The organism is Pseudonocardia oceanicola (genome assembly GCF_047200735.1).
In the GTDB taxonomy this organism is placed as follows: Bacteria; Actinomycetota; Actinomycetes; order Mycobacteriales; family Pseudonocardiaceae; genus Pseudonocardia.
The window spans coordinates 276,809-301,439 of sequence record NZ_JBJZON010000003.1; the positions used below are offsets into that span (position 1 = coordinate 276,809).

The 24,631-nt window shown below is 75.1% G+C and carries 21 protein-coding genes; 10 read left to right on the top strand and 11 right to left on the bottom strand.

Annotated features, from left to right (window positions below):
- Positions 1-331: 331 nt before the first annotated feature.
- The 5 genes from ACL02T_RS07810 to ACL02T_RS07830 form a co-directional block, all read right to left on the bottom strand.
- The gene (locus tag ACL02T_RS07810) at positions 332-1,258 is read right to left on the bottom strand and encodes a lysylphosphatidylglycerol synthase transmembrane domain-containing protein (protein WP_412829930.1); all 927 of its coding nucleotides are present in this window, start codon (positions 1,256-1,258) and stop codon (positions 332-334) included.
- A 356-nt stretch (positions 1,259-1,614) separates the two neighbouring features.
- Positions 1,615-2,664 carry a glycosyltransferase gene (locus tag ACL02T_RS07815; protein WP_412829931.1) on the bottom strand — a complete coding sequence of 350 codons (1,050 nt, stop codon included), beginning with the start codon at positions 2,662-2,664 and terminating at the stop codon, positions 1,615-1,617.
- Positions 2,661-3,062: a 6-pyruvoyl trahydropterin synthase family protein gene (locus ACL02T_RS07820; RefSeq protein ID WP_412829932.1), complete on the bottom strand. Its 402-nt coding sequence runs from the start codon at positions 3,060-3,062 to the stop codon at positions 2,661-2,663. Before ACL02T_RS07820 ends, ACL02T_RS07815 begins: the two co-directional genes overlap by 4 nt.
- 17 nt (positions 3,063-3,079) lie before the next feature.
- A complete protein-coding gene (locus ACL02T_RS07825; RefSeq protein WP_412829933.1) occupies positions 3,080-4,051 on the bottom strand; it encodes a zinc-dependent alcohol dehydrogenase in 972 nt (323 codons plus the stop codon).
- Entirely contained in the window at positions 4,044-4,721 is a 678-nt protein-coding gene (locus tag ACL02T_RS07830) for a RibD family protein (RefSeq protein WP_412829974.1), read from the bottom strand. The genes ACL02T_RS07825 and ACL02T_RS07830 overlap by 8 nt, the downstream gene beginning before the upstream one ends.
- A 107-nt stretch (positions 4,722-4,828) precedes the next feature.
- Between ACL02T_RS07830 and ACL02T_RS07835 the strand changes: the two genes are divergently transcribed.
- Positions 4,829-5,572: a Mut7-C RNAse domain-containing protein gene (locus tag ACL02T_RS07835; RefSeq protein WP_412829934.1), complete on the top strand. Its 744-nt coding sequence runs from the start codon at positions 4,829-4,831 to the stop codon at positions 5,570-5,572.
- 4 nt (positions 5,573-5,576) lie between these two features.
- Here ACL02T_RS07835 and ACL02T_RS07840 read toward each other — a convergent pair whose 3' ends face one another.
- Together ACL02T_RS07840 and ACL02T_RS07845 are read right to left on the bottom strand one after the other, a co-directional pair.
- Positions 5,577-6,908 (bottom strand): MFS transporter, encoded by a 1,332-nt coding sequence (locus tag ACL02T_RS07840; RefSeq protein ID WP_412829935.1) that lies wholly within the window; start codon positions 6,906-6,908, stop codon positions 5,577-5,579.
- 139 nt (positions 6,909-7,047) lie between these two features.
- Positions 7,048-10,515 carry an indolepyruvate ferredoxin oxidoreductase family protein gene (locus ACL02T_RS07845; RefSeq protein WP_412829936.1) on the bottom strand — a complete coding sequence of 1,156 codons (3,468 nt, stop codon included), beginning with the start codon at positions 10,513-10,515 and terminating at the stop codon, positions 7,048-7,050.
- 165 nt (positions 10,516-10,680) lie between these two features.
- On the opposite strand from ACL02T_RS07845, the gene ACL02T_RS07850 reads away from it, so the two are divergent.
- The 3 genes from ACL02T_RS07850 (at position 10,681) to ACL02T_RS07860 (ending at position 13,006) form a co-directional block, all read left to right on the top strand.
- Complete coding sequence (locus tag ACL02T_RS07850; protein ID WP_412829937.1) at positions 10,681-11,124, top strand: Lrp/AsnC family transcriptional regulator; 444 nt, start codon at positions 10,681-10,683, stop codon at positions 11,122-11,124.
- 77 nt (positions 11,125-11,201) lie between these two features.
- On the top strand, positions 11,202-12,116 hold the full coding sequence (locus ACL02T_RS07855) for an alpha/beta fold hydrolase (protein WP_412829938.1): 915 nt from the start codon (positions 11,202-11,204) through the stop codon (positions 12,114-12,116).
- Positions 12,117-12,172: 56 nt separating this feature from the next.
- The gene (locus ACL02T_RS07860; protein ID WP_412829939.1) at positions 12,173-13,006 is read left to right on the top strand and encodes an alpha/beta fold hydrolase; all 834 of its coding nucleotides are present in this window, start codon (positions 12,173-12,175) and stop codon (positions 13,004-13,006) included.
- On the opposite strand, the gene ACL02T_RS07865 is transcribed toward ACL02T_RS07860, so the two are convergent.
- A complete protein-coding gene (locus tag ACL02T_RS07865; RefSeq protein WP_412829940.1) occupies positions 12,966-13,805 on the bottom strand; it encodes a TIGR03084 family metal-binding protein in 840 nt (279 codons plus the stop codon). The genes ACL02T_RS07860 and ACL02T_RS07865 overlap by 41 nt on opposite strands.
- Before the next feature lie 208 nt (positions 13,806-14,013).
- On the opposite strand from ACL02T_RS07865, the gene ACL02T_RS07870 reads away from it, so the two are divergent.
- Complete coding sequence (locus ACL02T_RS07870; RefSeq protein WP_412829941.1) at positions 14,014-14,661, top strand: TetR/AcrR family transcriptional regulator; 648 nt, start codon at positions 14,014-14,016, stop codon at positions 14,659-14,661.
- A gap of 27 nt (positions 14,662-14,688) precedes the next feature.
- On the top strand, positions 14,689-14,925 hold the full coding sequence (locus ACL02T_RS07875) for an AMP-binding protein (protein WP_412829942.1): 237 nt from the start codon (positions 14,689-14,691) through the stop codon (positions 14,923-14,925).
- 128 nt (positions 14,926-15,053) lie between these two features.
- Here the strand turns inward: ACL02T_RS07875 and mftD are convergent, their stop codons facing one another.
- Positions 15,054-16,229, bottom strand: a complete 1,176-nt coding sequence (mftD, locus tag ACL02T_RS07880; RefSeq protein ID WP_412829943.1) for a pre-mycofactocin synthase MftD — start codon at positions 16,227-16,229, stop codon at positions 15,054-15,056.
- Between the two features lie 216 nt (positions 16,230-16,445).
- On the bottom strand, positions 16,446-16,742 hold the full coding sequence (locus tag ACL02T_RS07885; RefSeq protein WP_412829944.1) for a hypothetical protein: 297 nt from the start codon (positions 16,740-16,742) through the stop codon (positions 16,446-16,448).
- 825 nt (positions 16,743-17,567) lie between these two features.
- Here ACL02T_RS07885 and ACL02T_RS07890 point away from each other — a divergent pair.
- Together ACL02T_RS07890 and ACL02T_RS07895 are read left to right on the top strand one after the other, a co-directional pair.
- Complete coding sequence (locus ACL02T_RS07890) at positions 17,568-18,431, top strand: LytR/AlgR family response regulator transcription factor (RefSeq protein ID WP_412829945.1); 864 nt, start codon at positions 17,568-17,570, stop codon at positions 18,429-18,431.
- Between the two features lie 173 nt (positions 18,432-18,604).
- Positions 18,605-19,570, top strand: coding sequence for a hypothetical protein (locus ACL02T_RS07895; protein ID WP_412829946.1), 966 nt, complete (start codon positions 18,605-18,607; stop codon positions 19,568-19,570).
- 911 nt (positions 19,571-20,481) lie between these two features.
- Here the strand turns inward: ACL02T_RS07895 and ACL02T_RS07900 are convergent.
- Positions 20,482-21,174 carry a hypothetical protein gene (locus ACL02T_RS07900; protein WP_412829947.1) on the bottom strand — a complete coding sequence of 231 codons (693 nt, stop codon included), beginning with the start codon at positions 21,172-21,174 and terminating at the stop codon, positions 20,482-20,484.
- Between the two features lie 540 nt (positions 21,175-21,714).
- Here ACL02T_RS07900 and ACL02T_RS07905 point away from each other — a divergent pair.
- Together ACL02T_RS07905 and ACL02T_RS07910 are read left to right on the top strand one after the other, a co-directional pair.
- On the top strand, positions 21,715-23,109 hold the full coding sequence (locus ACL02T_RS07905) for an LCP family protein (RefSeq protein WP_412829948.1): 1,395 nt from the start codon (positions 21,715-21,717) through the stop codon (positions 23,107-23,109).
- 152 nt (positions 23,110-23,261) lie between these two features.
- Positions 23,262-24,605, top strand: coding sequence for an NAD(P)/FAD-dependent oxidoreductase (locus ACL02T_RS07910; protein ID WP_412829949.1), 1,344 nt, complete (start codon positions 23,262-23,264; stop codon positions 24,603-24,605).
- Positions 24,606-24,631 lie beyond the last annotated feature (26 nt).

The window sequence follows — 24,631 nt, forward strand, 5'->3', positions numbered from 1 at the left end:
CGACGCCGGACGTCGGCAAGGCGCTGAGCGGCACGAACACCAGGCAGGGCTCCGGTCAGCATTCCTTCGGGACGAAGAAGTCAGGTAGCGGCGGGTTCACTAAAGCCGCAGGTCAGCAGCGTGCGAGACGGTGGGGTTATGGTCCAACTCGGTCCTCGGACACACAGAACATCTCTCGAACATCGACCCCGGTCCGGGCGGGCCGGGGTCTCGTCGTGCGCGGGATCCGCGCCGAGACGTGGACGCATGCACCCGCCGATCATGCCCGGCCGATCAGCGGTTGCGTGCGGTGAGGGCCGCCGGGCGAGCTCCGACCGCACGCGGCCGGCGATCAGGCGGTGGCGAGGCGGCCGGAGGGGCGGCGGAGGACGCCGGCGAGGAGGACCAACCCGCCCGGCAGAGTGCTCACGACCGCCAGGACCCCGTAGGCGACGGCGGCGGAGAGGCCCTGCGCAGCACCGAGGCCCACCGCTCCGAACGCGACGGCGGCGACGGCCTCGCGCGGACCGAACCCACCCACGCTGACCGGCAGCCCCATCACGAACAGGGCCAGGACCAGCAGCGGGAGCAGTTGCTCGAGGGGCGCGGTCGCGCCGACGGTGCGGGCGGCCACCAGGAAGAGCCCCAGGTAGCCGGCGAGCGCCGCGAGGGAGAGCAGGGCCACCCCGGGCCAGGCGTCGCGGGCGAGCAGCCCACGGCGGGCGTCGGCGAGCAGGGTCCTCAGCACGCCGCGGACCCGGGCCACCCGAAGTCCGACGACGCCGCCGGCCACGAGCAGGCCGAGCGCCGGGACCCACACCTGGCTCGGCAGGGACAGCGCGCCGAGGACATCGGGCTCCGCGACCAGCACGACCGTGCCGACCATCACGAGCGCGACCTGCCCCGCGACCTTCTCCAGCATCACGGCGCGGGCGCCGCGGCCGACGTCGCCGACGGCGCGCCCGTGTTCGACCGCCCGACCCACGTCGCCCAGGATCCCGGCGGGCAGCATCGAGTTGAGGAACAGCGCGCGGTAGCAGTGCGCCACCGCCGCACCGAGCCGGAGCTCCATGCCGAGCCGCCGGGCCACGAGGGCCCACCGCGCGGCCCCGCACAGCGTGGTCGCGGCGCCGATGCCGAGCGCCGCGACGACGGCGGGCAGGTCGAGGGCGCGCAGCCCGTCGAGCACCGGACCCGCTCCGAGCCGCCAGATCACCACCGCGAGCAGCGCGACCGCCGCCACGGTCCGGAGCTGGGACGAGCGCACCAGCCTCGGCATCGCCGAGCGCAGTGTCGCTCCGGCCCCGGCACGCGCGACGGATCCAGCAAGCGCCACGGTTCCCGCAAGCGCCACGGTTCCCGCAAGCGCCACAGTTCCCGCAAGCGCCACGGATCGAGGACGCATCTCGGCGCCGGCAGCCGAGCGCGTCAGGGCTCCACAACGCTCCTCAGCGCCCCCGTTCGAGGGCGTTATGGCTCCATCACGCACCTCCGCAGCAGGGTCCGAGGGCGTCATGGCTCCACAACGCTCCTCAGCCCCCCCGTTCGAGGGTGTTATGGCTCCATCACGCACCTCCGCAGCAGGGTCCGAGGGCATCAGGGCTCCAGCATTCCCCTCCGGAGTGGTGGGGGCGTTCACGGGCGCACCTGCGCGAGGATCGCGGCGAGGGCGGCGGAGGGGGTCTCCCAGCCCGGGACCGTCTCCCGGCGCTCGTGGGCGAGGCGGCGGAGGCGGGCGCGCAGGGCGGCGTCGTCGAGCCACCGCCGCAGCCCGACGGCGATCTCCCGGGCATCGGGCGTCACGAGCAGCCCGGGCACCTCGCCGGAGGCGGCGGTGCCCAGCGCCTCCCGGACCCCGCCGACGTCCGTGGCGAGGACGGGGATCCCGCGCGCGAGCGCCTCCAGCACGACCATGCCGAAGGCCTCGGCGCGGGAGGGGAGGACGAGCAGGTCGGCGCTCGCGTAGGCCTCGTCGAGCGCAGCACCGGTGAGCGGGCCCTCGAGCCGAACGCGGTCGGCCAGGCCGTGCCCGTCCAGCGCACGCCGGACGAGCGAGACGTGCCCGGGTGCCCGGTCGAGCGGCCCCACCAGCCGGCAGGTCCACGACGGCGACGCGACCTCCGCCAACGCCCCGACCAGCAGGTCGTGCCCCTTCGTCGGCGTCACCGAGCCCACGCACAGCAGGGCGCCCCCGCCCGACCCCGGCGCCGGCGGTGCGGGGTCGGCGCCGGGCGTGACCACCGGGACGTCGGTCAGGCCGTGCCGCTCCGCGAGCCGCCGGGCCGACCACGCGCTCGTCGCGACGACCGCCGCCGCGGCCCGCAGCACCGTCCGTTCCCGCTCGGCGAGCGCGGGATCGGCGCCGGTCTCGTCGGCCAGCGGCAGGTGCACGAGCACCACGAGCCGCAGCCGCGCGGCTTCGGCGACCACGACCTCGGGGACGCCGCCGGCCACGAGCCCGTCGAGCAGCACCGCCGCACCGTCGGGGAGCGACCCCAGCGACGCCGCCAGCGCAGCCCGGTCGGCCGTCGACGGGTGCGGCCAGCTCCCGGCCGCCGCGATCTCGTGCACCCCGTCCCAGCCGGCGAGGACCCGGCGGTCGTAGACGTTGCCGCCGCTGGGCCGCCGCGGGTCATCGACGTCGGCGGGCAGCACGGCCGCCACCACCGGCGCGGCCACGGTCACGGAAGGGACCGCTCGTAGGTCGCCCACGCCACGTGGGACTCGTGCAGCGTCACCGCGACGCCCTCGAGGCCCCGGGCCCCCTCCCCCAGCTCACCGGCGGCGACCCGCCCGGCCAGCCGGTCGGCGACGACCTTCGCCAGGAACTCGGTGGAGGTGTTGCGCCCGGCGAAGGCGGGGTCGTCGTCGAGGTTGCGGTAGGTGAGCTCGCCGAGCACCGCCTGCAGGGCCGCGGTGGCCAGCCCGATGTCGACGACGAGGTCGTCGGCGTCGAGCTCGGCGCGCCGGAAGGTCGCGTCGACCACGAACGTGGCGCCGTGCAGCCGCTGCGCCGGCCCGAAGACCTCGCCGCGGAAGCTGTGGGCGACCATCATGTGGTCGCGGACGGTGATCCCGAACAACGTGCTCCTCCTCGGTGTCAGTAGGTGACACGGTGAAGGAGCCCGGACGGTTCACCACCCTCCCCGAGAATCCGCGGCAGGTCCGCGGGCAGCCCGGCGAAGGACCCCTCGCTCGTGACCAGGGCGTCGTACCGCGGATCGGCCAGCAGGCGCAGCGCGAGGGCGATCCGGTCGCCGAAGGTCCGGCGGGAGCGCCGGGCGGCCGACACCATCCCGACCTGGCTGCTGCGGATCGTCAGCCGGCCGGGGTGGAAGGCCTCGCCGAGCGGCACCCGCACCGGGCGGTCGCCGTACCAGGACATCTCGACCACCTCGCCCTCCGGCCCGAGCAGCTCCAGGGACCGGGCGAGCCCCGCCTCGGTGGCGCTGGTGTGCACCACGAGGTCGCAACCCGTCGCCGCCTCCTCCGGCGGGACCCACGCGACGCCGAGCGCCTCGGCGACCGCGGCACGGGCCGGCAGCGGATCGACGAGCTGCACCCGCACCCCCGGGAAGCCCGCGAGCAGGGCGGCGACGCAGCACCCCACCATCCCGCCCCCGACCACCGCGATCCGGTCGCCGACCAGCGGGGCGGCGTCCCACAACGCGTTGACCGCCGTCTCCACGGTCCCGCCGAGGACCGCCCGGGCCGGCGGCGTGCCGTCGGGGACCGGGGTCACCGCCGAGGCGGGCACGACGTAGCGGGTCTGGTGCGGGTACAGGCAGAACACCGTGCGCCCGGCGAGCGCGGACGGGCCCTGCTCGACCACACCGACGTTGAGGTAGCCGTACTTCACTGGCGCCGGGAAGTCGCCCTCCTGGAACGGTGCCCGCATCGCGCGGTACTGGCTCGCGGGCACCCCGCCGCGGAACACCAGCGCCTCGGTTCCCCGGCTCACGCCCGTGTACAGGGTCCGGACCAGCACCTCGTCCGGCCCGGGCGGGGGCACCTCCACCTCGTGCCGCGAGACACGACCGGGGGCGTCGAGCCACAGGGCGAGCTCAGTCATGGCGGGGGTGGTACCGAAGGAACACGAGATCGCCGATCTGCCGGGCGCAGGCCAGGGTCATCCGCGAGCCCGGACCCTGGGGGAAGTCCGCGGGGTTGACGAACCGCGGCGCCTCCCGCTGCCCGACGAAGAAGGGCGCGTAGACGACGTGCAGCTCGTCGACCACGCCCGCGGACAGGAAGAGGGTGTGCACCGCCCCGCCGCCCTCGACCATCAGCCGCTCGACGCCCCGGTCGCGCAGGTCGGCGAGCATCCGCGGCAGCTCCAGCGGGTCCCCCGCCCCGACGACGGTCGCGACGCCGCCGAGCTTGGAGTGCACCTCCTCGACGGTCGAGTCGCAGGTGTAGACGAAGCGCTGCGTGTCGCCGGCGGTGAAGAACCGGGCGCCCGGGTCGACCTTGCCGCACCGGGTCAGGGTGACCTTCGCGGGCGATCCGGGCCGACCCTCCTCGACGCGCGCCCGGCGGCGCTCGGCGGACCGCACGAGCAGCCGCGGGTCGTCGGTGCGGATGGTGTTGGCCCCGACGAGCACGGCGTCGGCCCAGGCCCGCACCTCGTCGACCCGGTCCAGGTCCTCCTCGTCGGACAGGATCAGCCGCGCCTCGGCGACGTCGTCGATGTAGCCGTCGAGGGACACCGCCGCGGAGGCGATCACGTACGGGCGGTCCATCACGTCCCGCATCGTGCCGTTCCGGGGGGCCGGTGTGCCACGTGATGAGCGGCTCGTGCCCCGGACGGCGCAGCACGGCTCCACCGGCCGCCGGTAGCGTCGCCGTGATGTCCCCGGGGCACCGCACACCGGGTGCGCTGGTCGTGCACCCCGACCCGGCGCTGTGGTTCCTGCTCCCGCGCGCGCACCGCCGCGGGCGCACCACCGTGGCGTGGGACGGCGACGCGACCCTCGGCCACGTGGTGCAGAGCCTCGGCGTCCCGCTCACCGAGGTCGGCGCGCTGCGGCTCGACGGCCGCCCGGCCGCGCCGCAGGACCGCCCGGCGCCCGGGGCCGCGCTCGCGATCCTGCCGGTGGACCGGCCGCAGGAGGTGCCGGGCGCGACCGGCTTCCTGCTCGATGTCGGCCTCGGGACCCTGGCCCGCCGGCTGCGGGTGCTCGGGATCGACGCCGCCTACCGCAACGACGCCGCCGATGCCGAGCTGGTCCGGGAGGGCGCCGCCCGGCACCGGATCCTGCTCACCCAGGACCGCGGCCTGCTCATGCGCCGCGCGCTCTGGGCCGGGGCGCACGTGCGGGGCGACCGCCCGGACGACCAGCTCGCGGACGTCCTCGACCGCTTCGCCCCGCGGCTCGCCCCCTGCACCCGGTGCACGGCCTGCAACGGCGAGCTCGCACCCGTCGCCGCCGACGAGGTGGCCGGCGAGCTCGAGGCCGGGACCCGACGCAGCTACGCCGAGTTCGCGCGCTGCCGCTCCTGCGGGCGGGTGTACTGGCACGGCGCCCACGGGAAGGGCCTGGAGCGGATCGTGGAGGCGGCCCGCGCCGTGGTCGCGCGCCGCCACCCGTAGTGGTTCAGTCGGCCCTCGTCGCCGCGGGACGGCGTCGGGTGCGGCGCAACAGCCAGGTCACCACGGCCGCCGAGACCATGCACGCCCCGACCACCCAGAGCCCGAGGCGGTTGCTGCCGGTGGCGTCGGACAGCGCACCGGTGACGTACGGGGCCACGAACCCGGACAGGTTCCCCAGCGAGTTGATCAGCGCGATGCCCGCCGCGGCGGCGGCGCCGGTCAGGTACGCCGTGGGCAGCGACCAGAAGCCGGGCAGCGCGGCCAGCACGCCGCAGGCGCAGATCGTCACGGCGACGATCGCCAGCCAGGGGTTCGCCAGGTACAGCGCCACCGGGATCGCCAGCCCGCCGACCAGGGCCGGCACGGCCACGCGCACCGTGGGGTTCGCCGAGCGCCGCGTCCAGACGATCATGGCGACCAACCCGACGACGTACGGGATCGCGGTGATCAGCCCCTGCTGCACCGTGGTGAACCGGGTGCCGTACTGCGCGGCGAAGCCCTTCACGATCGTCGGCAGGAAGAAGCCGAGCGCGTAGAGGCCGTACACCACCCCGAAGTACACCCAGGACAGCGCGAGCACCCGCGGGCTGCGCAGCGCCCCGAGCACGGACCCCGGGCCGGCCTCGGAGACCTCCCGGCCCTCCGCGGCGAGCGCGCGCTCCAGGGCGACCCGCTCCGGCTGCGGCATCCACGACGCCGCCGAGGGCCGGTCGGTGAGGAAGAACCACACGACGAAGGCGAGCAGCACCGCCGGAATGCCCTCCAGCAGGAACATCACCCGCCAGCCGGAGAGCCCGAACAGTCCGTCGCCGTGCTCGATGATCAGCGACGAGACGATGGCGCCGAGCGCCGTGGAGATCGGGATCGCGGTCATGAACCACGCCGTCATGCGGGCCCGCTGCGCCGCCGGGAACCAGTAGGTGAGGTAGAGGATGATCCCCGGGAAGAAGCCGGCCTCGGCCACGCCGAGCAGGAAGCGCAGCACGATCAGCACCGTGGCGTTCGGCGTGAAGGCCATGACCGTGGCGACGATCCCCCAGGTCACCAGGATGCGGGCGATCCACCGGCGGGCGCCGAAGCGGTGCAGCATGAGGTTGCTGGGCACCTCGAGCAGGAGGTAGCCGATGAAGAACACCCCGGCCGCGACGCCGAACAGCGTGGCCGACAGGCCCAGCTCCTCGTTCATCCCGTTCGGCCCGGCGAAGCCGATGTTCACCCGGTCCAGGTAGTTGACGAAGTACAGCAGGATCAGCAGGGGGATGAGCCGGCGGCCGGCCCGGCGAACGCCGGAGCGGACCAGCCGGCCCTCCGTCCCGACGACGGTGTCGGAGCTCATGCCAGGTTCCTCCCGATGCGGATCTGGGTCAGCAGGCCGTGGCCCGCGTCGAGGATGCCCCGAGGATCCGGCGGTTGCCGGGCGAGGCGGCGCAGGTCGAGCGCGGCCACCTCCCCGTGAACAGCAGGAGCCGCTCCGGCTAGTGCCGCTGACCGCGGAGGAGGGCGGCCAGGGCCTGCGCCGCCTCGCTCCGGAACCGCCCGACGGCGGCGAGCTTGATCTCCTCGTAGCCACGGACCTCGTCCGCCAGCTCCGCGATCCCCACCACCCGGTCCACGGTCTCCGGCGTCAGCGCCTCCAGTGCCGACCGCACCAGCGCCTGGTACTCGCCGACCAGAGCCCGCTCGGTGCGCCGGACGCCCGCCCACCCGAAGACGTCGAGCGGGGTGCCGCGCAGACTCTTCGCGGCGCGCAGGCCGCGGAAGGCGAGCTCGGCGGTCCGCCCGGAGAGCCGGATCTTGTTCTTCATCCCCAGCGCCCGGAGCACCGGTGGGTGCAGCAGGACCGACACCGCGGCGTCCGGCCCGAACTCCGCGGCGCGACGCGCCTGCTCGACGGGATCGAGGTGCAGCCGCGCGACCTCGTACTCGTCCTTGTAGGCCAGGAACGTGTGCAGCCCACGGGCGTAGGCGAGGGCGACCCGCTCGCCGGGCGCGCCGGCCTTCTCCGCGGCGATCGCCGCAACCCGGCGGACCTCCTCGGCGTAGCGGGCGGCGAGGGCCTCGTCCTGGAAGCCGGTGAGGTCCTCGACCCGGAGCGCGACGACCTCGGCGAGCCCCTCCGCGATCGGACCGGCGATCTCCCGGGAGCGGGTGGAGACCTCCACCGTCGCCCGGACCGGGGGAAGCGCCGCGGCCACCACGGCCTCGTGGTCGAGCACCGCGGCCCGCCCCCAGCGGAACGCGGCGAGGGTCGTCCCGACCGCGGCCCCGTTGAGCCGGATCGCCTGCTCGATCGCCTCGGCACTCACCGGGAGGCAGCCGTGCTGGTAGGCGGCGCCGAGCAGCAGCACGTTCGTGGGCATGTGGTCGGCGAAGAGCGCTTCGGCGAGTCCCTGTGCGTCGATGTGGACGTTCTCCGGGCCGGTCGCGGCGGCGATCCGCTCCAGCGCGTCGTCGGCCGAGCCGGGCAGGACGACGCGCCCGACCGTCATGGCCGCGGTCGGCACGATGGCGCTGTTGACCACGGCCACGGTGTGTCCCGGCCGCGCGACGGCGAGATTGGCCGCCTCGGCCGTACCGAGCAGGTCGAAACCGATCAGCACGTCCGCGGTGCCGCGGGAGGCCCGCACCGAGCCCCGGACCGGCTGCTTGGCGATCCGGACGTCGGAGACGACCGGGCCGCCCTTCTGCGCGAGACCGACCTGCTCCAGCCCCGCGGCGAACCGGCCGTCGAGGTACGCGGCCATCTGCAGGATCTGCGACACCGTGACCACGCCGGTCCCGCCGATGCCGGGCATCCGGATCACCGTCTCGCTGCCGTCGAACCGCGGCTCGGGCTCGACGAGCGCCACCGGCAGCGGCGGGACCTCCCGCCGCGGGCGGACACCCGGCTCCACCAGCAGGAACGACGGGCAGTCGCCCTTCAGGCACGACAGGTCCGAGTTGCACGAGGGTTGGTGGATGCGGGTCTTGCGGCCGAACTCCGTCTCCACCGGCTGCACCGACAGGCAGGTCGACTCGTCCCCGCAGTCGCCACAACCCTCGCACACCCGCTCGTTCACGACGACCTTCTCGGCCGGGGTCGGGAGCTTCCCGCGCTTGCGCAGCCGGCGTTCCTCCGCCGCGCACCGGTCGTCGTGGATCAGCACGGTCACGCCGTCGAGGGCCGCGAGCTCGGCCTCGGCCGCGGCGAAGTCGTCGCGGTGGCGCACCGAGGCGATCGGGTCGAGCGCGACGCCGCGATAGCTGCCCGGGTCGTCCGTGGTGATCACGACCCGGCGCACACCCTCGGTGGCCAGCAACGTGGTGATCTCCGGGACCGACAGCCGCCCGACCGCCTGCTGGCCGCCGGTCATCGCCACGGCGTCGTTGTAGAGCAGCTTGAACGTCATGCTCGCGCCGCCGGCCACGGCCGCCCGCACGGCCAGCGAGCCCGAGTGGTGGAAGGTTCCGTCGCCGAGGTTCTGCACGAAGTGCCGGTCGTCGGTGAACGGGGCCAGGCCGAGCCACTGCGCGCCCTCGCCGCCCATCTGGGTCAACCCGACCTGGTGTCCGCGGCCCGCGCCGTTGATCGCGATCATGGCGTGGCAGCCGATGCCCACGCCGACCAGCGTGTCGTCGGACGCGCGTGTCGAGGTGTTGTGCGGGCAGCCGGAGCAGAAGTAGGGGGTCCGCGCGGTGTCGGCCAGGGGCAGCCCGATCCGCGACGGTGCCCTCGGCTCGGTCGCGGTCAGGTGCACCGCCGCGGTCCGGGGCAGCCGGTCCGGCCCGATCCGGGTCGCGATCGCGCGCGCCACGTCGTCGGCGCCCAGCTGTCCGCGCGCGGTGAGCAGCGGACGGTCGCGCTCGTCGCGCCGCCCGACCACGAGCGGCGCCTCCGGCACCCGGTAGAGGGCCTCCTTGAGGTGCCCCTCCAGGAACGGCACCTTGTCCTCGACGACGAGCACCTCCTCGAGCCCCCGGGTGTGCGCGGCGAGCTCGGCGGGGTCGGTCGGGTAGGGCATCGCGAGCCGGATCAGCCGCACACCGAGGTCGTCGAGCGCGGCCTCGTCGAGCCCGAGGTCCTCGAGCGCGCGCTGCACCACCGCGTAGCCGGTGCCGCCGGCGAGGATCCCGAGCCGGGCCTGCCGCGAGGAGAAGGTGACCCGGTTCAGACCGGTCTCGCGGGCGTACGCTCGGGCCAGGTCGAGGCGGCGGGTGAGCAGGTCGTGCTCGGCGTCGAGCGCGGCCGGGCCCACGAGCGGACCCGCCGTGGGGCTCGGTCGCGCGGGCGGCACCGGGATCCCGACGCGCAGGCCCTCGACGTCGACGGTCGCCGAGGCGTCCGCGACGTCGGCGACGATCTTGACTCCCGTCCACAGCCCGCTCGCCCGGGACAGCGCCACCGCGTGCAGCCCGAGCTCGACGATCTCGGCCACCGTGCCCGGCGCCAGCAGCGGCAGCGCGAGGCTCTGCGCCATCGGCTCGCACGAGCTGGGCACGGTCGAGGACTTCGACGCCGGGTCGTCGCCGATCAGGGCGACCGCGCCGCCGAACGTGGCCGTGCCGGCGAGGGTGCCGTGCCGGATGGCGTCGGCGGCCCGGTCGAGGCCGGGGTTCTTGCCGTACCAGAAGCCGACGACGCCCTCGTGCCGCCGGCCGGGGAGCTGCCCGAGCAGCTGGGTGCCGGCGACCGCGGTGGCGGCCAGCTCCTCGTTGACACCCGGCTGGAACACCACGCCCGCCGGGTCGAGGAAGCGCCGCGAGCGCAGCATCTCCGAGTCCAGCCCGCCGAGCGGCGAACCCTGGTAGCCGGACACGAACACCCGCGTGTCCAGTCCCCGGTCGGTGTCGAGGCGGCGCTGCTCCAGGGTCAGCCGGACCAGCGCCTGGATCCCGGTCAGCAGGACCCGTCCGCGGTCGCCGGCGTAGCGGTCGTCGAGGGTCACGGTGGTGTCGACGCCCATGATCGGCTCCCGTCGCTCCCGGAGCACCGGTTCCCGGCGCACGTGTCGTCGAGCACACCGGACCGCCGGAGGCCACGCAAGCGAGGAGCCAGGTCTCGGGCGAAACACGCAAAGAATCTCTCGCTATGGTCGGTACGACCGGAAGAGTTTGCGTGAGGAGCGCTCGTGACCGAGATCGACGCCGTCGACCACCGCCTGCTCGCCCTGCTGCAGGAGGACGGCCGGCGCACCTACTCGGACATGGCCGGGATCGTCGGCCTCTCGGTGGCCGCGGTGAAGCGGCGCGTCGACCGGCTGCAGGAGGTCGGGGTGATCACCGGCTTCACCGCCCAGATCGACCACGCGAAACTCGGCTGGGGCGTCGAGGCGTTCACGGAGGTGCGGTACACCGGCACCACCCGCGTCGCCGACATCGTGGCCACCGCGACCACGGTGCCCGAGGTGCAGTCCGTGTTCACCATCGCCGGGGACCCGGACGCGCTGGTCCGGGTCCGGGTCCGGGACGTCGCGCACCTGCAGGAGGTCATCGACACCCTGCGCACCGCCGGCACGGTCACCGGCACCAAGACCCTGCTCGTGCTGGGGGCGTGGAACCGCGGGGCGTCGTGACCCCTTCCCCGACCGATCACTTGACCTCCTCCCGGGCCGCCGACGACGATCACGCCCGACCGCGACGAGGAGGTCCCGTGACCGAGCCGACCCCAGCACCGACCACGTTCACGATCACCGGCCGCGACGGCACGGAGGTCACCTCCTACCGGTGGGAGCCCGCCGGCACCCCGCGCGGGATCGTGCAGCTCACTCACGGCATGGGCGAGCACCTGCGCCGTTACGACCGGCTGGCCGCGGCACTGGTCGGCCGCGGCTTCGTGGTGCAGGGCCAGGACCATCGCGGGCACGGCGCCACCGCCGGGACCCCGGAGCGGCACGGCGTCCTCGGCGCAGCCGGCTGGACCGGGCTGGTCGACGACATCGGGATCCTGCTCGACGCCGGGAAGGCCGCGTTCCCGGGCCGTCCGGTCGTCCTGCTCGGGCACAGCATGGGCTCGTTCGCCGCGCAGCAGTGGGTGCTCGACCACAGCGGCGAGATCGACGGGCTGGTGCTCTCGGGCACCGCCGTGATCGACCTGCTGGAGCCGAACCTCGACCTCGACGGCCCGATCGACCTCTCCGCGTTCAACGCGCCCTTCGAGCAGCGCACCGGCTACGAGTGGCTCTCGCGGGACGAGGCGGAGGTCGACGAGTACGTCGCCGACCCCGCGTGCGGGTTCGGGCTCGACGTGCCGGGGTCGAAGGCGATGTTCGCCGGCGGCCGGGCGCTGGCCGACCCCGACCGCGTCGCGCGCATCCGGCCCGACCTGCCGGTCCTGGTCACGGTCGGCGACGCCGACCCCGTCAACGGGGGGCTCGCGCTGCTGCACCCCCTGACGGACCGGCTCGCGGCGGCCGGCGTCGAGGACGTGACGGTGCGGATCTGGCCGGGCGCCCGGCACGAGGTGTTCAACGAGACGAACCGGGACGAGGTCGTCGCCGACCTGGTGGGATGGCTCGACCGGGTGGTCCCGCCCGCCCGGACGGCGGAGGTTTCCCCCGGGGCGTGACGTTCCCGGCCGCCCGGACGATTCCCCTGTCGTCACCTGACGACGGAGGAGCCCGGATGGTCGACCCGCACGCCCGCGAGACCGATCGCGAGCCCCTCGTGTGCCTGCACGGGCTCGGCGGCAGCGTGCATGCCTGGGACCGCGTGCTGCCCGGCCTGCGGACCCGGCACGAGGTCCGGACCGTCGCGCTGCGCGGCCACGTCGGCGGCGAGGGTTTCCCGGTGCGGGTGCACCCGACCGTGCCCGCGCTGGTCGACGGCGTCGAGGCGGCGCTCGACGCGGCCGGGATCGGCCGGGCGCACCTGGTGGGGAACTCGCTCGGCGGCTGGCTGGCCCTCGAGCTCGCCGCGCGCGGGCGGGCATTGTCCGTGGTGGCGCTCTCCCCCGCCGGCGGGTGGCTGCCGGACGGCGAGGAGGTCCACCGGGTCTGGCGGCTGCTGGTGCCGGCACACGACCTCGCCCGCCGCACGGAGCGGTACCTCGACCGGGCGGTCCGGCTCGCCCCCGCGCGCCGCGCCCTGCTGCGGCTCGGGGTGGAGCACGGCGACCGGCTGGACCCGGCGGAGGCCGCGGGCTTCCTGCGGGACAACGCCCGCTGCCGCTTCCTGCGCCCGCTGCTGCGCTCGGCCCTCGGCTACGACTTCACCGTGCCCGCCCCCGAGGTCCCGGTCCGGATCGCCTGGGCCGCGCACGACCGGCTGATGCCCGCCCCGCGCTACGCCGAACGCTTCCGCACCCTGTTCCCCGCGGCCGAGCGGGTCCGGCTGCCCGGCGTCGGGCACGTGCCGATGTACGACGACCCGGCGCTGGTGGTGCGCACGATCCTGGAGGTCACCGCGCCGGACGCGGTCACCGACCAGACCGGCGAGGCGCTGCCGGCCTGCCCCTGACACCCCCCACGAACAGCCCCGGCTCCCGGCCCGTCCCGGGCTCACCGGCGAACGCCTGCCCGATCTCCACCCACTCCCGCGCCGCGGGTCCGGTGACGACGAGCGCGAGATCGTCCCGGTGCCGCCGCTGGGTGATGAGCAGCGCGAAGTCCAGGGCGGTCCCGGTGATCCGGTCCGCCGCGTCCGCCGGCCCCCAGGTCCACAGCGAGCCGTCGGGTGCGTCGAGCTCCACCCGGACCGGCGCGGCCGGGAGCTCGCGACCGTGCAGCGCGTAGCTGAACGCCCTGGCCCCGACGCCGATGTGGGCCACGTGCCGCAGCCGGGCGCTGGGCTCGCGGAGCACCCCGAGCGCGTCGGCGACGTCCTGCCCGTGGGCCCAGGTCTCCATGATCCGCGCGGTGAGCGACGACGCCGCGCTCATCGGCGGGCCGAACCACGGCACCCGCAGCCCGGGGTCGAGCCCGCGGAAGGTGTCGATCAGCCGCTCCCGCGAGAGGTCGAACCAGCGCAGCACCTCGCGGCCGGACAGGTCGCGGAACCGGGCGACCACCGCGTCGGGGTTCACGCCACCCTCGGCCCCGATGCGCTCCAGCTCGGCGTGGAAGGCATCGGGATCGGTCGCGGACTGCAGGGCGACGTCGTCGAAGTAGGCCAGGTGGGACACCTGGTCGGCGATCGTCCACCCCTCGGCCGGGGTGTCGCGGGCCCAGCCGTGGTGGTCCAGCGGCGCCAGGATCGCGCGCAGCTCCGCGGACTCGGCCGCGAGGTCGTCGGCCAGCGCGGCCATCGAGACGGGCATCGCTACCTCCCCTTCCACACCGGGTTCCGCTCGTCGCGCAACGCCGCGGGTCCGTCCCGCGCGTCCTCCTCCGACCGGTGGACCGGCACCCGGATCCCCTCCGCAGGGTCGCACGCCTCCGCGTGAGGCGGCGCCCCTGCCGGCCACCGAAATGTGATCTCGGGTTCACTCGTGGCGAACCCTACCGCCCGGCTGCCATGATGGCCGGATGTCGACCGTCCCCACCACCGTCGCCGCGTCGGGCACGGCCGGCCGGCGCAGCCGGCGGGACCCGGAGCGCCGTGAGCGGATCCTCGCCGCCGCCGCCGAACTGGCCTCCCGGCGCGGCTTCCACACCGTCGGGATGGCGGACATCGGCGCCGAGGCGGGGATCGTCGGCTCGGGCGTCTACCGGCACTTCGACAGCAAGACCGCGATCCTCGTCGCCCTCCTCGACCGGGTCATGGGGCGGCTGCAGGAGGGCGCCGCGGCGGCGCTGACCGGGCCCGGGGACGAGCGCAGTCACCTGTCCGCGCTGATCAGGGACCACATCCGGGTCGCGATCGAGGATCGCAGCGTGCTCGCCGTCTACCACCGCGAGGTCCATACGCTGCCCGAGGACGACCGGCGGCGGCTCCGCAGGCTGCAGCGGCACTACCTCGAGGACTGGGTGCACGTGCTGGCCCCGCTGCGCCGCGACCTGGCCGACGGGGAACTCCGACTGGCCGTGCACGCCGCCATCGGCGCGATCCAGTCGACGCTGTTCTTCCGCAGCGGGCTGGCCGACGAGCGGCAGGCCGACCTGCTCGACGGGATGGCGCACGCCTGCCTCGGCGTCGAGCCCGCACCGGAGCCGGATTCCGGCGCGGCCGAGTGAACCGAGGATGACTGCATTCGTGCGATCGTGACGGCGATCAGGGCCGTCGACGGGGCCTGCGGCGCGGAGCCGTTCGCCGAGGTCACCTACCGGGAGGCGGACGACACGGCCGACCGGACCGCCCGGGCGTTGGCCGCCGCCGGGCTCGTCCCGGGTGATCGGGTGCTGCTGATCTGCGAGAACTCGGTCGAGGCGCTGCTCCCCGTCGGCGGCAAGGTGCTCACGTACACGCTGCGCGCGGCCCACGCGGACCTGTACCGGTGACCCGCGCCGTGCGGCCGGTGGACCTCCCGTTCGCACCCGGCCCGGGCCCGTCGAGTCCGCCCTGCTCCGTGACGCACCTCCGGCCGGGCCCGGGTGCGCCACGGAGCCACGGGCACGCGACGGACGGGTCACTTCGCCCTGAGGGCGAAGTCCTCCGGGATGATCAGATCGTCCCGGGACAGCTCGTGGATGCCGGCCTTGCCCAGGCCGAGCAGCGTCGAGTCGATGCCCTGGCGCAGCACCTCGAGCACGTTGGTCACGCCGTGCTGGCCCGCGGCCGCCATGCCCCAGAGGTAGGCGCGGCCGATCAGCACCGCCCTGGCGCCCAGCGCGAGGGCCTTCACCACGTCCGACCCGCGGCGGATGCCGCCGTCCTGCAGGACCTCGATCTGGTCGCCCACCGCGTCGACGACCGCCGGCAGCGCGCGGATCGAGGCCGGCGTGCCGTCGAGGTTGTTGCCGCCGTGGTTGGACACCGAGATGGCGGTGCAGCCGGCATCGACGGCCTTGCGCGCGTCGTCCGGGTGCATGATGCCCTTGACCGCGAACGGGCCGTCCCACTGCTGGCGCAGCCAGGCCACGTCCTCCCAGGTCACCGGCGGGGTGCTCATCCACTGGCCGTAGGCACCGAAGAAGGTCGGCGGCGCCTCGCCGTCGATCGCGAGGTTGGGGGTGGTGAGGTCGGGCAGCTTGCCGGACTTCGCGAAGTCCCACAGCCAGCGCGGCTTGCGCAGGACCTCGGGCGCGAACTGCATCGCGGCCTTGAGGTCCACCTTCTCCGGGATCATCGGGGCGTCCCAGTCCCGGGCGGAGTCGAACGACCAGTCCAGGGTCATGATCAGGCCCTTGGCCCCGGCCTTCTTCGCGCGCTCGGCGCGGGCCAGGAGCTGGTCGCGGGTGCCGACCCAGTACATCTGGAAGAAGGTCTTGTCGTTCACGGCCGCGACGTCCTCGATGGACCGGCTCGCGAAGGAGCTCAGGCCCATGGCGGTGCCTGCCCCGGTGGCGGCGCGCGCCACGGCGACCTCGCCCTCCGGGTAGACGGCCTGCACACCCGTCGGCGAGATGATCACCGGGAACGAGATGTCCTGACCCATCACCGTGGTCGCCTGGTTCCGCTGCGGCGGCAGGTCGGCGATGCGCGGGCGGAAGCCCAGCTCGCTGAACGCCTCCACGTTGTCGGAGATCGTGACGCCCTTCTCGGTGCCCGCGACCAGCGCCAGGTACACGGAGCGGGGCAGGCGCTTCTTCGCCCTCCGCTGTGCCTCGGCGATCGTCTCGAACCAATTCTTGGTGCTGGCCATCGCGCCTGCCCCTTCGCAGCTCGGATCGGTGTGTCTGCGCGCAGCCTACTATTTCGGCACTCGGTGCCATAGTGCAGCCGGCCAACCCGTCGCGCAGCCCGTCCGACGGGGCAGGATCCGTCCTCCCCCGCGCGACGGGGCCGGAGAACGCCGACGGCCCGGGACGCGGGGCGCGTCGCGGGCCGTCGGGGCGGGCGGTCGGGTCTTCGGGCGCGCTCAGCCGGTGCTGCGCAGGTGCGGGGCCCGGCGCAGGGCCGAGCGGGTCACCGACAGCTCGTGGGCGACCTCGGCGGCGATGAGCTCCGCGTGCAGGTCGACCTGCTCGGGATCGCCCGCCAGGGCGCGGTGCCGGACGACGAGGTCCTCCAGCGCGTCGAGCAGCCGGTCGACGATCTCGGTGCGGCGATCCTCCCGGGCCGGCCTGGGCAGCCGGACGGTCGGCGGGTCGAGGCTCGCGGCCTGCTCGGCCCGCGCCGCCGGGGCGGCCTCCGGGTCGTGGATCGGGGCGGTCATGTCGTACTCCTACGGACGAACGTGAACGGCGGCCCGGGGCGTGGGGTGCGGCCGGACGCCGGCCCGACACATGGCGCTCCCGGTCCGCGGACGATCGACGGGGTGACGACCGCTCGGGAACGGATCAGGCACCGGGACGGGCACGGGGGGCGGCGCATCGGGACTCCGGGACGGGCGACGGTCGGGGAACGGTCAGTGACCGCGACACCAGCCGCGCGCGTGGCGACCGTGACAACGCGGTGAACGCGGCACGTGCGGCACCGCTCCCACCTCCCGAGTCACGATCACGGAGTCCAGAGTGCCCTCGCCGCCGCTACTGCGGCAACCGGGTTACCGTCACGCCGGGTCAACGTCACATCCCGGACCGGGCGGGAACCATTCCGCGCCTCCGCACGTCTCGGGGCAGGGCGCCCGGAACGGCGCTCACGAAGCGTGACGACAGCCCCCTCCGGGGCGCAGCGGTTCGCCGGCTGCCCGCCCCGCGCCGTCGGCGTCGCGCGGGCGGTCCTACGGCGGCACCGCCCCGGGTGGTTCGGACGCGGTGGTTCCGGCGCGCGAGGCCCGGCGCCCAGGGGGACCGGAACGGTGAGCGGTCGTCCGGTGTTCCCCGACGGTCGCCCGAGGACTGGACACGCGGGACACGCCGGTGCCGCGGCCCCGCACAGGCCGTTCGCCTCTGTGGGAGGAACAGCCGTCGACCGGTCGTCGAGCGGGCCGCACCCCTTCGCTAGCGTTGCCCCGGCAGTCACCCACAGGTGTCGGGGCACGACAGGTGGCGGTGCCCGCTCCCCCGGCCCGCTCCCCGACAGGCATGAGGAGGCGCTCGTGAGCACGCAGGTCTCGGACGGCCTGACGGTCCTGGCCGTCGACGACGAGGAACCGGCGCTCCAGGAACTGGCCCACCTGCTGAACGAGGACCACCGCGTCGGGACCGTGCTCACGGCGCCCGACGCGACCGAGGCCCTCCGCATCCTGGGCAGCAGGCCCGGCAGCGTCCCGGGCGAGTCCGGCGTGGACGTCGTGTTCCTGGACATCCGCATGCCCGGCCTGGACGGGCTGGAACTCGCCCGTGTCCTGTCGGCCATGGCCTCGCCGCCGCCGGTCGTGTTCGTGACCGCCCACGACGACCGCGCCGTCGACGCCTACGAGATCGGCGCCGTCGACTACCTGCTCAAGCCGCTGCGCTCCGAGCGGCTCGCCGGGTCGTTGGACCGCACGATCGCCACCCGGGCGCGGAGCCGGCGCCCGGCACCGCAGCAGCAGCACCCGGCGCCACCGGGCCAGCCGGCGCGGCCGGAGCCCCCGGAGGACGAGGTGATCCCGGTCGAGCTGGCCGGCACCACCAAGCTCGTCCCCCGCTCCACCGTGCGGTTCGTCGAGGCCCAGGGCGACTACGCGCGACTGCACACCACGGAGGGCGGCCACCTCGTCCGGATCCCGCTGTCGGTGCTCGAGGAGCGCTGGCGGGAGGCGGGGTTCGTCCGGATCCACCGCGCCTACCTCGTGTCGCTGCCGCTGATCACCGAGCTGCGGCTGTCGGGCTCCGGCTACGTCGTGCGGATCGGGCACGGGCCGGGCGCGCCGGAGCTGCCGGTGAGCCGCCGGCACACCGCGGCGCTCAAGCGGATCCTGCGCGGGCGCCCGCCGCGCGAGGAGGGACCGACGGGCCCGCTCGCCCGCATCCGCTGACGGCCCGTCCGGGGCCTCGCCGTCCGCTCCCTCCGGACGGGCCTTCGCGCTCGACGGGCCCGTGCGGGCCGTCGTGGTCCGCGCTCGTGACCGCTGAGCCGAGCGGTTGCTCCCCCGGCCTGCACCGCGTGTCGTGGGGCAGCCCGATCGGGAGTCACCTAGCGTGCCCGACGATGGCTGTGACGCAGCGGGGCCGGTTCCTGCTCCCCCTCCTCGCCGGCCTGCTCGCGCTCGCCGGGTGCGCGGGCAGCGCCGCCGCACCGCTCGACGCGGCCGCACCGCCGTCCACCGCGGCACCAGCGGTCCCGCGAACGACCACCACCCCCGCACCAGCGCCCGTGCCGGAGCTCCCCGGCGGGGGCCACGTCCTGTTCCCGGGCCGCACCATGGTCGCCCTCTACGGCCATCCGGGCGCCCCTGCGCTGGGCGTGCTGGGTGAGCAGGGAGTCGACGGCGCGGTCGAGCGCGCCCGCCGCCTCGCCGCGCAGTACGCGCCGCACACCGCCGAACCGGTGGTGCCGGCCTTCGAGATCATCGCGACCGTCGCGAGCTCGGCCCCCGGGGCCGACGGCGACTACTCGGCAGGGTCGGCGCCCGAGGACCTGGTCCCGTGGGTCGACGCCGCCGCGGCGGCAGGCATGTACGTCGTGCTCGACCTGCAGCCGGGCCGCAGCGACTTCCTGACCCAGGCCCGCCGCTACACGGACCTGCTCCGGCGACCGAACGTCGGACTCGCGCTCGACCCCGAATGGCGGCTGCGGCCGGGGCAGAAGCACCGTGTGCAGGTGGGCTCGGTCGACGCGGCCGAGGTCAACGACGTGTCGAGCTGGCTCGCGGACCTGACCCGAGAGGCGCGACTGCCGCAGAAGCTGCTGATGCTGCACCAGTTCCAGCCGCAGATGATCCGGGACCGGGAGCAACTGATCACGGAACGTGACGAATTGTCCGTCCTGCTCCATGCCGACGGTTTCGGCACGCGCGCGGAGAAGATGAACACCTGGGAACGTCTGCACCAGGGGGCCCCGCCTGGCGTCACCTGGGGCTGGAAGAACTTCTACGACGAGGACCGGCCCCTGTTCGCACCGGTCGAGACGCTCGCCGTCGGACCCGCACGACCGGTGTTCGTCTCCTACCAGTAGGGGTACCCCCAGCCGGGCCGTGACGGGCAGTATTCTCCCCGGGATCTCGCCGCCGAGATCCCGCGTGCCGGCGGTGGACCCGGTGCTCCCGAGACGGGGCACCGCACATCCCCGCCTCACGCACCAGCACGTACGGTCCCGGGTCGTCCGAAGGAGAGGGGGTGTCCGACGTGGTCGACGACGCACGCACCGGACGCTCCCGCGAGGACGTGCGAGAGTTCCGCGACGCCCGGGATCTGCGCGACGCCCCGGATCTCCGCGACTCCCGGGATCTCCGCGACGGCCGGGGTGGCGGGGACGTCCCGGACCGGCGCCGTCCCTCGCCGCCCGCCGAGCCCTGGCCCCGGCGTGCCGAACGGCCCCTCGCGCAGGAGCCCGCGCCGCCCCGGCGGCCCGCCGACGGATCGGGGAACGGAGCGCTCCGCGGCTTCGGGACCGGAGCGGTGAACGAGGCTCCGAACGGCTCTGGCAACGGCTCCGGCACCGGTGCGGCGAACGGCTCCGGCGAGACTCACGTGGGCACGCCCGGCCGGCCCCACAGCGAGACCCCGGCCCCGCGGAAGCCCTGGCCCTCCCGACGACACGCACCCGGCGACCCGCGCCCGGATCTCCCGGAGTCCGCGCCACGCGGTTCGGCGGGCCGCGGCGCCCCGCCGGTGCCCGGCCCCGGCGCTCCCGGACCCATCGGCCCCGACGTGACCTCCCGCAGCAGGCCCGGCGCGGGCGTTCCCGGCGGCCGCGGGGCCGCCCTCGATCCGCGGGGCGGCCCCGATCGCTTGGGCGGCCCCGATCGCTCCGGGGGCCCGCGCCCTCCCGACCGGTCCGGCAACCCCGGCCGACCACACGATCCCGGCCGATCCGCCCGGCCCGGCAGCGCCGAGCGGTCCGCCGGCTCCGACCGGTCCGATCGCTCAGCGAGCGGTCGCCCGCCCGCGCGCGCGGGCGGACCTCCTCCCGGTGGGTCCCCGAACGGTTCCCCCGCCCGGCGTCCCGAGGGCGGGCGGCCGCCGCAGGGCCGCGGCCCCGGCCGGCCTCCCGGTCCCGGCTCCCCGGCCCGCCCCCGCGATCCCGGTCCCGGGGACCGCAGCGCCGGCGCACCGCCCGGCGGAGGCCCGGGTGCGCCCGGTGGGTCCGGGCACGTTCGCGATCAGGCCCGCCGCGCCCCGTCCGACCCCGGACGTCCCCCGGCCGGCGCGGGGCGACCCGGCCGACTCGACCCGTCCGGGCGGCAGGACCGGCCCGATCTGGGCCGGACCGATCAGGGCCGGACCGATCAGGGCCGGACCGATCAGGGCCGGCAGGGCCGGTCCGGACAGCCCGAGCAGCCCGGCCGGCCCGCACAACCCGGCCAGCAGGGACAACCCGGCCACCCGGGACAGCCCTCTCGGTCCGGGCAACCCGGCCAGCAAGGGCAGCCCGATCGGTCCGGACAGTCCGGCCACCAGGGACTGCGCGATCGATCCGGGCAGGCCGGCCGCCAGGGGCGGCCCGGGCCCGGACAGCCCGGCCCCCAGGGAGGGCCCGATCCGTCGGCGCAGCCCGCCCAGCAGGGGCGGTCCGGCGACCGTCCGGGCACGCGGCGGCCACAAGGTGCCGCCGCGCACCGCACCCGCGCCGCCGTCGGCTCCGACGGCCGGTCCCCCGATCAGGCCCCGCGACGGCGCGGCACGCTGCCGCCCGACGGCCGGCCGGGTGGTCCCGGCGACACCCGCATCGACGGCCGTCCTGCCCGGCCGGACTTCCCGACCGGTGCACGATCCGCATCCGCGGCGGCCGGAGCAGCCGTACTCGCGGGCCCGGGCTCGGCACGCGCCGCCGCGACCCGGACCACCGACCGCGAAGACCCGGCCGCGACTCGTACCGGGCTCGGGGCCGGGACAGGGGCGGGCACCCGCGCGGCCCCCCGCCGCACCCCGGCCACCGAGGCGGCGGCGGACCGCGCCGCCCGCCGGCGCGCCGAGGCCGAGGTCGGCGCCACGCGGAGCGGCGGGAACCGTCCGCACACCCGCAGCGGCACGGCCCGCCGGACCCTGCGCGCCGCGCTGGCGACCACGGCGGCGTCGACGCTCGTCCCGGGCTCGGGCCACCTGATCCTGCGCCGACGCCGCACCGGCGGCCTCATCCTCGGGCTGTTCCTGCTGGTCGTGGGGGTCGGCGTCCTCGCGGCACTGACGATGAGCCGGAGGGCGCTGCTCGAGAACGCCGTGTCGACGACGGTCCTCGCCGTCGGCGCGGTCGTCGCCCTCGTCGCGGCGATCGGCTGGATCGCGCAGATCGCGCGGACCTATGCCCTGGCGCGCCCGCGGAGCATGGGCACCGGGCGGAAGGTGCTGGGCGTGACCGTCGCGGCGGCCCTGTGCATGGCCGTCGCGGTGCCGTTCGGCTACGCGGCGGACCTGGCCAACTCGCAGCGTTCGCTGCTCAACGACCTGTTCGGCGGCGGTGCGGGCGGCACCGCCGCCGCCGAGGCGATCAACAAGCCCCGGCTGAACGTGTTGCTGCTCGGCAGCGACGCCGGTCCGGACCGCACCGGCACCCGCACCGACACGATGATGCTGGCCAGCATCGACACGAGGACCGGCCGCACCACGATCTTCGGGTTGCCGCGCAACATCCAGCGGGCGGAGTTCCCGCCGGGCTCGGCGATGGCCGAGGAGTTCCCGGACGGCTTCCACGACCCGTCGAGCCCGTTGTCGGGCGACTACCTGCTCAACGCGGTGTACGCCTACGCGCACAACCACCCGGTGCTGGCGCCCACCGGCCCCACGGACGACATCGGCCTCAACCTGTTGCAGTCGACGATCTCGTACATGACGGGCCTGCCGATCGACTACTTCCTCGAGGTCAACATGGCGGGCTTCTCGACGCTGATCGACGCGGTCGGTGGCGTGACCGTCGATGTCGGCCCCGTGCCGCTGCCGATCAACGGCGTCACGGCCGATGGCCGACACGTGCGGCCGGACGGGTACATCCAGCCCGGGATCCAGACGTTGAACGGCGAGGAGGCGCTCTGGTTCGCGCGCTCCCGCCGCGACGGCAACGACTACCAGCGGATGAGCCGCCAGCGCTGTCTCATCCAGGCGGTGCTCGACCAGCAGAGCCCGACCGCCCTGCTGGCCAACTTCCAGCAGGTCGCGCAGGCCACCAAGGACAACGTCGACACCAACATCCCGCAAGCGGTGCTCCCGGCGCTGGTCTCGCTGGCCGGCGAGGGCTTCTCCCTGCAGAGCATCTCGTTCGACCCGAACCTCCCGGACCCGGGCGAGCCCGACGGGAGGTTCGACACCTCGCGCCCGGACGTCGAGTACATGCAGAAGGTCGTGCAGGACGCGATCGACCCGCCCCCGGCGGCCGCGACCGCGCCGACGACCGAGGCCGCACCGGGCCCCGCCGCGACCCCGGGGTCCTCGGGCTCGGACGAGACCACGGCGGGCACCGCGGCCCCGACCTCCCTCGCCGACTCCTGTGCCGCTGCGGCGGCGCCGGTCGACGGGAGCGGGCACGAGGCCGGCGCCGGGAGCGGCACCGGCGGGAACTGACCCCTGCCGGGCGACGGGCCCCCGCGGCCCGCCGACTACCCTCGTCGTGTGCGGTCCTGCGACGACGCCCGGGCTGCGGTACACCAGACACCGGCACGTTCCGGGCACCGGCACCCCCGGGCCCGGGGACCGGCGCACCGGGAGGGGCAGACGTGAGCACCACTGGGGACACCCCCGCCCGCGAGGGCCGGACGAAGGTCGTCGTCGTCGGCGGCGGGTTCGGCGGGGTGCGCGCCGCGAAGGCGCTGGCCCACGCCGACGTCGACGTGACGCTCGTCGACCGGACCAACCACCACCTCTTCCAGCCGCTGCTCTACCAGGTGGCCACCGGGATCCTCTCGCCCGGCCTGATCGCGCCTGCGCTGCGCCGGGTGGTGAAGAAGCAGTCGAACACCCGCACCCTGCTGGCCGAGGTGGTCGACATCGACGTCGAGGCGAAGGTGGTGCACGCGCTCGCCCCAAACGAGCAGCACATCGACCTGCCCTACGACTACCTCGTGGTCGCCGGCGGCGCCACGCACGCCTACTTCGGGCACGACGAGTGGAGCCACTTCGCGCCCGGCATGAAGAGCATCGAGGACGCGCGGATGCTCCGCAGCCAGATCCTCGGCGCCTACGAGCTGGCCGAGGTGGCGTCGGACGAGAAGGAGCGGGACGCGTACCTGACCTTCGTCGTGGTCGGGGCCGGCCCCACCGGCGTCGAGATCACCGGGCAGCTCGCGGAGCTCGCCCGGTACGTGCTCCCGAAGGAGTACCGCACCATCGACACCCGCTCGGCGAAGATCATCCTGCTCGACGCCGCGCCGTCCGTCCTCCCGCCCTTCGCGCCGAAGCTGCAGAGGTACACGCAGCACCGGTTGGAGAAGATGGGGGTGGAGGTCCGGCTCAACACCGCCGCCACGGACATGGACGCGGACTCGATCACGGTGAAGTCCCCCGAGGGCGTCGACACCATCACCGCACGGACCAAGATCTGGGCGGCCGGCGTCCAGGCGTCGCCGCTGGCGGCGATGCTGGCCAAGGCCACGGGCACGGAGACCGACCGGGCCGGGCGCCTGGCCGTCGACCCGGACTGCAGCCTGCCGGGCGCCGAGGGCGTCTACGCGATCGGCGACATGGTCACCACCGTGGACCGGCTGCCCGGCGTCGCGCAGGTGGCGATGCAGCAGGGCACCTACGTGGGCAGGCAGATCGCGAACCGGGCCAAGGGCGACACCACCACGCCCGCCCCGTTCCGCTACTTCGACAAGGGCAGCATGGCCACGATCGGCGCCCGCCAGGCGGTCGCCGACGTGCGCGGGTTCAGGATCACCGGCTACCTCGCCTACCTGCTGTGGTGCTACGTGCACGTCATGTTCCTGATCGGCTGGGGCAACCGGCTGGGCACGCTCTACAACTGGGTCCGGTCGCTGCGCTATGCGCGACACCGCGGGCACCGCCTCATCAGCATGACGGGTGCGAAGGCGGTCGCGAGACACCACGAGGAAGCCGCGTAGCGGACCGTCCTTGGCGATCTACGGGC

Excerpts from the sequence above, each read along its gene's own strand:
- ACL02T_RS07810 (WP_412829930.1), bottom strand. The coding sequence starts at position 1,258 with ATGCCGAGGCTGGTGCGCTCGTCCCAGCTCCGGACCGTGGCGGCGGTC.
- ACL02T_RS07825 (WP_412829933.1), bottom strand. The coding sequence starts at position 4,051 with ATGACTGAGCTCGCCCTGTGGCTCGACGCCCCCGGTCGTGTCTCGCGG.
- ACL02T_RS07830 (WP_412829974.1), bottom strand. The coding sequence starts at position 4,721 with ATGGACCGCCCGTACGTGATCGCCTCCGCGGCGGTGTCCCTCGACGGC.
- ACL02T_RS07835 (WP_412829934.1), top strand. The coding sequence starts at position 4,829 with ATGTCCCCGGGGCACCGCACACCGGGTGCGCTGGTCGTGCACCCCGAC.
- ACL02T_RS07840 (WP_412829935.1), bottom strand. The coding sequence starts at position 6,908 with ATGAGCTCCGACACCGTCGTCGGGACGGAGGGCCGGCTGGTCCGCTCC.
- ACL02T_RS07845 (WP_412829936.1), bottom strand. The coding sequence starts at position 10,515 with ATGGGCGTCGACACCACCGTGACCCTCGACGACCGCTACGCCGGCGAC.
- ACL02T_RS07860 (WP_412829939.1), top strand. The coding sequence starts at position 12,173 with ATGGTCGACCCGCACGCCCGCGAGACCGATCGCGAGCCCCTCGTGTGC.
- ACL02T_RS07865 (WP_412829940.1), bottom strand. The coding sequence starts at position 13,805 with ATGCCCGTCTCGATGGCCGCGCTGGCCGACGACCTCGCGGCCGAGTCC.
- ACL02T_RS07870 (WP_412829941.1), top strand. The coding sequence starts at position 14,014 with ATGTCGACCGTCCCCACCACCGTCGCCGCGTCGGGCACGGCCGGCCGG.
- mftD (WP_412829943.1), bottom strand. The coding sequence starts at position 16,229 with ATGGCCAGCACCAAGAATTGGTTCGAGACGATCGCCGAGGCACAGCGG.
- ACL02T_RS07885 (WP_412829944.1), bottom strand. The coding sequence starts at position 16,742 with ATGACCGCCCCGATCCACGACCCGGAGGCCGCCCCGGCGGCGCGGGCC.
- ACL02T_RS07895 (WP_412829946.1), top strand. The coding sequence starts at position 18,605 with ATGGCTGTGACGCAGCGGGGCCGGTTCCTGCTCCCCCTCCTCGCCGGC.